Source organism: Oharaeibacter diazotrophicus (assembly GCF_004362745.1).
In the GTDB taxonomy this organism is placed as follows: domain Bacteria; phylum Pseudomonadota; class Alphaproteobacteria; order Rhizobiales; family Pleomorphomonadaceae; genus Oharaeibacter; species Oharaeibacter diazotrophicus.
Genome location: NZ_SNXY01000009.1, coordinates 576,447 through 583,064 on the forward strand (window position 1 = coordinate 576,447; position 6,618 = coordinate 583,064).

General features: G+C 71.4%; 5 protein-coding genes. 4 read left to right on the forward strand and 1 reads right to left on the reverse strand.

Annotated features, from left to right (window positions below; all coding sequences use genetic code 11):
• The first annotated feature begins 23 nt into the window (after positions 1-23).
• Both EDD54_RS17710 and EDD54_RS17715 read left to right on the forward strand, forming a co-directional pair.
• Entirely contained in the window at positions 24-1,058 is a 1,035-nt protein-coding gene (locus EDD54_RS17710) for a putative bifunctional lysylphosphatidylglycerol flippase/synthetase (RefSeq protein WP_133674031.1), read from the forward strand.
• A gap of 288 nt (positions 1,059-1,346) precedes the next feature.
• Positions 1,347-2,519 carry a glycosyltransferase gene (locus EDD54_RS17715; RefSeq protein WP_126538684.1) on the forward strand — a complete coding sequence of 391 codons (1,173 nt, stop codon included), beginning with the start codon at positions 1,347-1,349 and terminating at the stop codon, positions 2,517-2,519.
• A 167-nt stretch (positions 2,520-2,686) separates the two neighbouring features.
• On the opposite strand, the gene EDD54_RS17720 is transcribed toward EDD54_RS17715, so the two are convergent.
• Positions 2,687-2,962, reverse strand: coding sequence for a helix-turn-helix transcriptional regulator (locus EDD54_RS17720; RefSeq protein WP_126538686.1), 276 nt, complete (start codon positions 2,960-2,962; stop codon positions 2,687-2,689).
• A gap of 78 nt (positions 2,963-3,040) precedes the next feature.
• Here EDD54_RS17720 and EDD54_RS17725 point away from each other — a divergent pair, with 78 nt between their 5' ends.
• Positions 3,041-4,894 (forward strand): cation:proton antiporter domain-containing protein, encoded by a 1,854-nt coding sequence (locus tag EDD54_RS17725; RefSeq protein ID WP_126538688.1) that lies wholly within the window; start codon positions 3,041-3,043, stop codon positions 4,892-4,894.
• A 311-nt stretch (positions 4,895-5,205) separates the two neighbouring features.
• Positions 5,206-6,273, forward strand: a complete 1,068-nt coding sequence (locus tag EDD54_RS17730) for a collagen-like domain-containing protein (RefSeq protein ID WP_126538690.1) — start codon at positions 5,206-5,208, stop codon at positions 6,271-6,273.
• The last annotated feature ends 345 nt before the right edge of the window (positions 6,274-6,618 follow it).

Below are 6,618 nucleotides of genomic sequence, written 5' to 3' on the forward strand. Positions count from 1 at the left end.
ACGGACACGGATCACTCGTCTCGGTGAGCGAGGAACGGCCGAACGTGTTGCAGCAGTTGGACGAGAAGCCCCCCGAGGACGTGGCGACGAGCCCGATCCAGCGCACGCTGCGCTACGTCGGCCCCGCGATCGCCCTGGCGCTGATCGCCGCCGCCGCCGTCGTGCTGTGGGAGATGGTCACCTCCGTCTCCCTCGACGAGGTCGCCGGCTCGCTCTACGCCATGCCGGTCTGGCGCATCGTGCTCGCGATCCTCTGCACGCTGGTCGGCCTCGCGGCGCTGGCGAGCTACGATCTCGTCGCCCTCGCGGTGATCCGGCACGCGCTGCCGATCTCGACACGGCGCGCGCTCGCGGGCGGTTTCGTCGCCAACGTCTTCGCCAACGCCCTCGGTCTGCCGCTCCTGTCCGGCGGCACGGCGCGCTGGCGGATCTACTCCATGGTCGGCGCCGGCCTGTCGGTGGTCGGCCGGCTGACCGTGATGAGTTGGCTGACGATGTGGTCCGGCATCCTGCTGGTGGTCGGCCTGACGCTGACCTTCGAGCCGGGCGGTCAGGCCTCCGTGTTCGGCGACCATCTGATCGACCGCGTCGTCGGCGTCGCGTTGATGCTGGCGTTGGTCGGCTTCGTCGCCTGGGCCGGCGTGATCCGGCGCACGATCCGGCTCGGCGGCTGGTCGATTCGGATGCCGAACGCCGGTTCGGCGGCCGCGATGATGATCGCCGGCGCCGTCGACCTCGTCGCCGCCGCCGGCACGCTCTACGTGCTCCTGCCCGCCGACGTCGTGCCCGACCTCGCGCGCTACCTCGTCACCTACTCGGTCGGCCTGCTCGCCGGCATCGTCGCCTCGACGCCCGGCGGCATCGGCGTCTTCGAGGCGGCGATCGTCGCCGGCCTCGACATCGCCGCCGACCGGCCCGACGTCGCCGCCGCGCTGATCCTGTTCCGCCTGATCTACTTCTTCGGCCCGCTGGTGTTCGCCCTCGCCCTTCTAGGCCTGATCGAACTGCGACACCGCCGCCGCGCCGGCTGCGACGACGCCGGTACCGGCGACGCCTGACCCTCGCCCCACCCGACCGGGCCACCTGCGCTCCCGCTGACGCGACGGGACTCGGGAATAGTCGCACTTTTGCGCATGTATTGCTCAATTCATATGCCTAATTGCTACTCCTGCATGTCGAGGCGTTTTCGACTCGACAAGGCAGGTGAATTGCTGGTTCAATCGATCCATTGAAGTCTTCGTCCGGGCGGACCGTAAGGTCCGTCGGTGATCCGCGCCGGGTTGTCCGCGCGCGGCACGTCATTGTCGTGCCTGCCTTTTCGATTTCTCGTTTCGGATACCGCCCGCATGCTGTTCCTCGCAGGGCTTCTCCTCACGCTCGTCAACGCGATCGCCATCGCGGCCGGATGGTTGGCGCTGCGCCGGATCCGGATCCGGCGTCTGCCGACCCGCTCGGCCGCGACGCTCGTGCTGCCGCTGACCGGGCGCGTGCCCGGTCTCGGCGATCTCTTCGCCTGCCTCGAGAACCAGACCGACCCGATCCGTCGCGTCGTCGTCGCCGTCGAGAGCACCAATGACCCGGCCTTCGCCGCGGTCGCCGCGCGGCGCGCCACGACGCGGCTGCGGATCGACGTGGTGATCGCGGGACCGTCGACCAACGCGTCGCAGAAGGTCTGCAACCTCGTCGCCGCCATCGGCGCGCTAGAACCGGCGGACCGCGTCGTCGTCTTCCTCGACGCCGACATCCGCCCGCAGCCGTGGTGGCTGGCCACCCTGCAGAGCCCCGTCGTCGGCGGCCGGGCCGCGGCCGCCACCGGTTATCGCTGGCAGAGCGCGCCGGTCACCGCCCTCGGCGCCGTCATCGCCACCATCGACCGCTCGATCGCCATGGTGCCGTTCCGCCGGCGCGGGCGCATCCTTTGGGGTGGATCGACCGCGATCCGGCGCGACGTGCTCGACCAGATCGACTACGCCCGCGCCCTCGCCGGCGCCGTCTCCGACGATCTCCGCCTCGGCGAGGCGCTGCACCGCGCCGGTCACCGGGTGGCGCAGCTCGGCAGCGTGCTCGTCCCGACGCCGGGCGACGAGATCCGCGGCATCCGTCTCAATTTCCTCGTCCGGCAATACCGCATCGTCCGCGTCAACCGGCCGGCACTGCACGCCCTCGCGGGTGCCTGGATCGGCCTGCGCCTCGCGCTCTGGTCCGCCGTCGTGCTCCAGCTGCCGGAGGACACCCTCGCCTCGGCCGTGCTCGCCGCCGATCTGGTCGCCTCGCTGGTCAAGGCCGCGATCCGCGACCGCATCGCCCTCGCCATCGGCAGCCCGGACTCGACGCGCGCCCGGATCGGCCAGTTCGCCTGCGCCGTGCTGTCGCCGCTGGTCGACATCGTCCACGCGATCGGCATCGTCGGCGGCGCTGTGTCGCGGCGGATCCGATGGGGGCACGTCGACTATCTGCTCGAGGCGCCCGGTCGGACCCTGGTGCTCGCCCGGCGGTCGCCCGCCGGCGATCCCGCCTGATACCCGTCTCGTAAAGTCCCGACTTGTCGGGGCTTTACGAGGTTTCGGCCTTTCGGCCGGCGCCCGGTCGGGCGCTTCTCGCCCGCAACGCTCCGACCACGGGTCGGAGCGTTGCGGGCTCGGCACGACACCCGCCTCGACGCGCACCTGCGACGACGCCCCTGCCGTCAGCCGTCCGCCGAGCCCGCGGTTGCCGGCGCCAGGAACAGACCGGTTCCCCGGCCCTCCACCTCGGCCAGCACCACGCCGCCCGCCGCGAGCGCGCGCAGCACCTGCGCCTCGGTGGACCGGTGCAGATCGTGGGCGCCCGTCTCGAAGTCCTTGATCGTGCTGCGCGAGATCTCCGCGTGCTCGGCGAGGTCGGCCTGCGACCAGTCGAGCAGGCCCCTGGCCGCCCGGCACAGCGCCGGCGTCAGGATCCTCGCCTTCGGGTCTTGAACCATCGCAGTCGTCACCCATATTGGTCGGTATCATCCCAATATGGTGATTTCAGCCGCGACTTCCAGCCCGAGGATACCGCCATGCCGCACGAGACGCCCCTGATCTCCACGATCGTCGCGGGTCTCGTGCTCGCCTTCGTGCTCGGGGCCGTCGCCAACCGTTTCCGGTTGCCGCCGCTGGTCGGTTATCTCGTCGCCGGCGTCCTGGTGGGCCCGCACACGCCCGGCTTCGTCGCCGACCAGAGCCTCGCCCCGGAACTCGCCGAGATCGGCGTCATCCTGCTGATGTTCGGCGTCGGCCTGCACTTCTCGCTGAAGGACCTGATGTCGGTCCGCTTCGTCGCGGTGCCCGGCGCGCTCGTGCAGATCGGTTTCGCCACGCTGCTCGGCTGGGCGCTCGGTTGGACGCTCGGCTGGTCGACCGGTGGCAGCCTGGTGTTCGGCCTCGCCCTCTCGGTCGCGTCGACCGTGGTTCTCCTCAAGGCGCTCCAGGAGCGCCGCTTGATGGAGACCGAGCGCGGTCGGATCGCGATCGGCTGGCTGATCGTCGAGGACCTCGCCATGGTGCTTGCGCTGGTGCTGATCCCCGCGGCGGCGAGCGCCACCGGCGGCGGCCACGGCGGCGGCGACCCGCTCGCCGCCACCATCGGCCGGCTCACCGGCGTCGATCTCGGGCTCGGCGGCATCGTCGCGGTCACGCTGGTCAAGGTCGCGGCCTTCGTCGGCCTGATGCTGGTGGTCGGCCGGCGGGTGATCCCTTGGGTGCTGCACCACATCGCACACTCCGGCAACCGCGAGCTGTTCCGCCTCGGCGTGCTCGCGATCGCCCTCGGCGTCGCTTTCGGGGCGGCGGAGCTCTTCGGCGTTTCGCTGGCGCTCGGTGCGTTCTTCGCCGGCATGATCCTGTCCGAGAGCGAACTCAGCCACCGCGCCGCCCAAGAGAGCCTGCCGCTGCGCGACGCCTTCGCCGTGCTGTTCTTCGTTTCGGTCGGCATGCTGTTCGATCCGGGCATCCTGCTCGAGAGCCCCGGTCCGCTGATCGCCACCGTCGCGATCATCGTCGTCGGCAAGTCGATCGCCGCCTTCCTGATCGTGGTCGCCTTCCGCCGCACCGCCGGCACGGCCCTGACGATCTCCGCCAGCCTCGCCCAGATCGGCGAATTCTCCTTCATCCTCGCCGAACTCGGCGTAGGCCTCGACCTCCTGCCGGAAGAGGGCCGCAACCTGATCCTCGCCGGCGCGATCGTGTCGATCATCCTGAACCCGCTGGTGTTCTTCCTCGCCGACCGGATTCGTCCGGCGCTCGAGGCCCGCGTCATCCGGGCCACCGCGCCCGCGTCCGCGGCCGCCGTTGCGGCGGCCGAACCGCCGAAACCGGGCTCCGACTCGGCCGTGGCCGTGCCTCCCGGCCCCGAGGGCCCAGAATCGGCGGGCGCCGTGCACCGCCCCGCCGCTTCGGACGACGACGAGACGCCGAACCCCACCGATCTCACCGGCCACACCGTTCTGGTCGGCTACGGCCGGGTCGGCCGCCTCGTCGGCGCGGAACTCGCCCGCACCGCGGCGCCGCTGCTGGTGATCGAGGATGCCGACCAGCGCGTGGAGGCGCTGCAGGCGGCCGGTTTCGAGGTGGTCGTCGGCAATGCGGCGGCCGACGACGTCCTCGCCCTCGCCAACCTGCCGGCCGCCCGCAACCTCGTCGTCGCCATTCCCGACGCCTTCGAGGCCGGGCAGATCGTCGAGAAGGCGCGCCGCCTGAACCCGGGACTGCTGATCGTCGGCCGCGCCCATTCGGATGCCGAGATCGACCATCTCGCCGCCCTCGGCGCCGACACGGTGGTGATGGGCGAGCGCGAACTCGCCCGCGGCATGCTCGACCGGCTGCGCGCCGAAGCGCACCCGCCCGCTCCTGCCGGCGCGCCCGAAGCCGCGTGAACCTGGATGCGCGCCGCTTCGTCCACGCTTCGGCGGGGCGCCGGCGAACGCGTCCGTATCGCCTCGGACCGGAAACTCGGCCGACGGGGACGGGACGGCCGACCTCCCGTCACCGGCTCGGTACGACGCCCCCTCGCACGCGCAGCGAACGAATGCGCCTCGGCTTCGGATCGGTTCGGGCGGTGGCGCAGCGCCAAGACGCGCCGGTCCTTTACCATCGCGTATCGTTTTTGTTGACGTTTGAGTAACCAATTTGCACGATGCCGCCCGCCGCCACACATGGATCCGGCGGCGAGGGGGAGTAGATCGTCATGAGACCCAACCGCATTGCCGCAGCACTCGCGACAGCCACGCTGCTTGCGTCCACAGCGGTCGCGTCCGCTGAAACGGCGAGCGCGCCGACCGTCGTCGCCCGCACCGGCAACAGCGGCCTGATCGTCACCTATGCGTCGATCACGCGCGGCCGCCTGATCGTCGCCGGCGTGGCGCCCACGCGCAACGCGACAGTCTCGATCGCGGGCACCGCCTACCAGGTCCGGGCGGGCCTGAACGCCGTCTTCGTCTTCGACATCGACTATCGCACGCCCGATTGCCGGCTCACGGTCAAGAGCGGCGCGTCCGCCGTCACCGTCATGATCGCCAACTGCGGCCCGCAGGGTCCGCAGGGTCCCAAGGGCGATACCGGCCAGCAGGGAGCGAAGGGTGACACCGGCGCGCAAGGTCCGCAGGGCGCGAAGGGCGACACCGGCCTGCAGGGTGAGAAGGGTGACACCGGCGCCCAGGGCCCGCAGGGCGAGACGGGCGCCCAGGGCCCGCAGGGCGCGAAGGGCGACACCGGCCCGCAGGGGCCGCAGGGCGCCACCGGTCCGCAAGGGCCTCAGGGCGAGACGGGCGCCCAGGGTGCGAAGGGTGACACCGGCGCGCAGGGCCCGCAGGGTGCGAAGGGCGACACCGGCCCGCAGGGCATCCCCGGTCTTGCGGGCGCGCAGGGCGCGACCGGTGCTCAGGGGCCCGTGGGACCGCAGGGCGCGACCGGCCCCCAAGGCCCGCGCGGTCCGGGACTGCGCAGTTCCGCCGGCCTCTTCACCGACGGCTGCACCACCGTCTCCGCGACGAATTTGACCGTCGCCTCGATCGGCGGTGGCCGGTGCCGGGTCACGTTCCCGGCCGGCTCCGTCGACGGCTACCCGCTCCCGTTCGTCTCCGCCGGAGCGGTGACCGCCTTCGGACTCAGCTTCGACGGCAGCGGCAATGTCGAGGTGCAGCCGAATGGCAACGGTTACTTCTTCGTGTTCGTCGTCAGTGCGGGCAACAGTTCGGCCGCTCCGGTAGCCACGGCGGGCGCCGTGGCGCGTCCGCCGGTGATCAGCCGCCGGTGATCCGGGGTCCGCGTCGAACGCGGATGGAACGAGCGGGCGGGACGGCGGGATCGCCGTCCCGCCCGTATTCCTGCGGCGGTCGGTGATTGCGGGCGCCGACGCGATGCGGGTTCGCTCGTCGCCGAGCCCCCTGCCCTGCCCTTTCGGAGGTTCGGGCGGTCGGGCTCGCTGGCGTCGGTCGTATGCAGGGGGAGTTGTTCTGCGCCGGCACGGCGGGCTAGGCGGGTGCCTTGGGCGTGGTCGTGTGTGTGTTTTCGGAACGGGTTTAGCCCGCCGGCGGTTAGCCTGGCGGGTTGATGTCGTCTTGGTCGGTATGGTGTCGGGTATTGTTCGGGTGTCGTTGTG

Excerpts from the sequence above, each read along its gene's own strand:
- EDD54_RS17715 (WP_126538684.1), top strand. The coding sequence starts at position 1,347 with ATGCTGTTCCTCGCAGGGCTTCTCCTCACGCTCGTCAACGCGATCGCC.
- EDD54_RS17720 (WP_126538686.1), bottom strand. The coding sequence starts at position 2,962 with ATGGTTCAAGACCCGAAGGCGAGGATCCTGACGCCGGCGCTGTGCCGG.
- EDD54_RS17725 (WP_126538688.1), top strand. The coding sequence starts at position 3,041 with ATGCCGCACGAGACGCCCCTGATCTCCACGATCGTCGCGGGTCTCGTG.
- EDD54_RS17730 (WP_126538690.1), top strand. The coding sequence starts at position 5,206 with ATGAGACCCAACCGCATTGCCGCAGCACTCGCGACAGCCACGCTGCTT.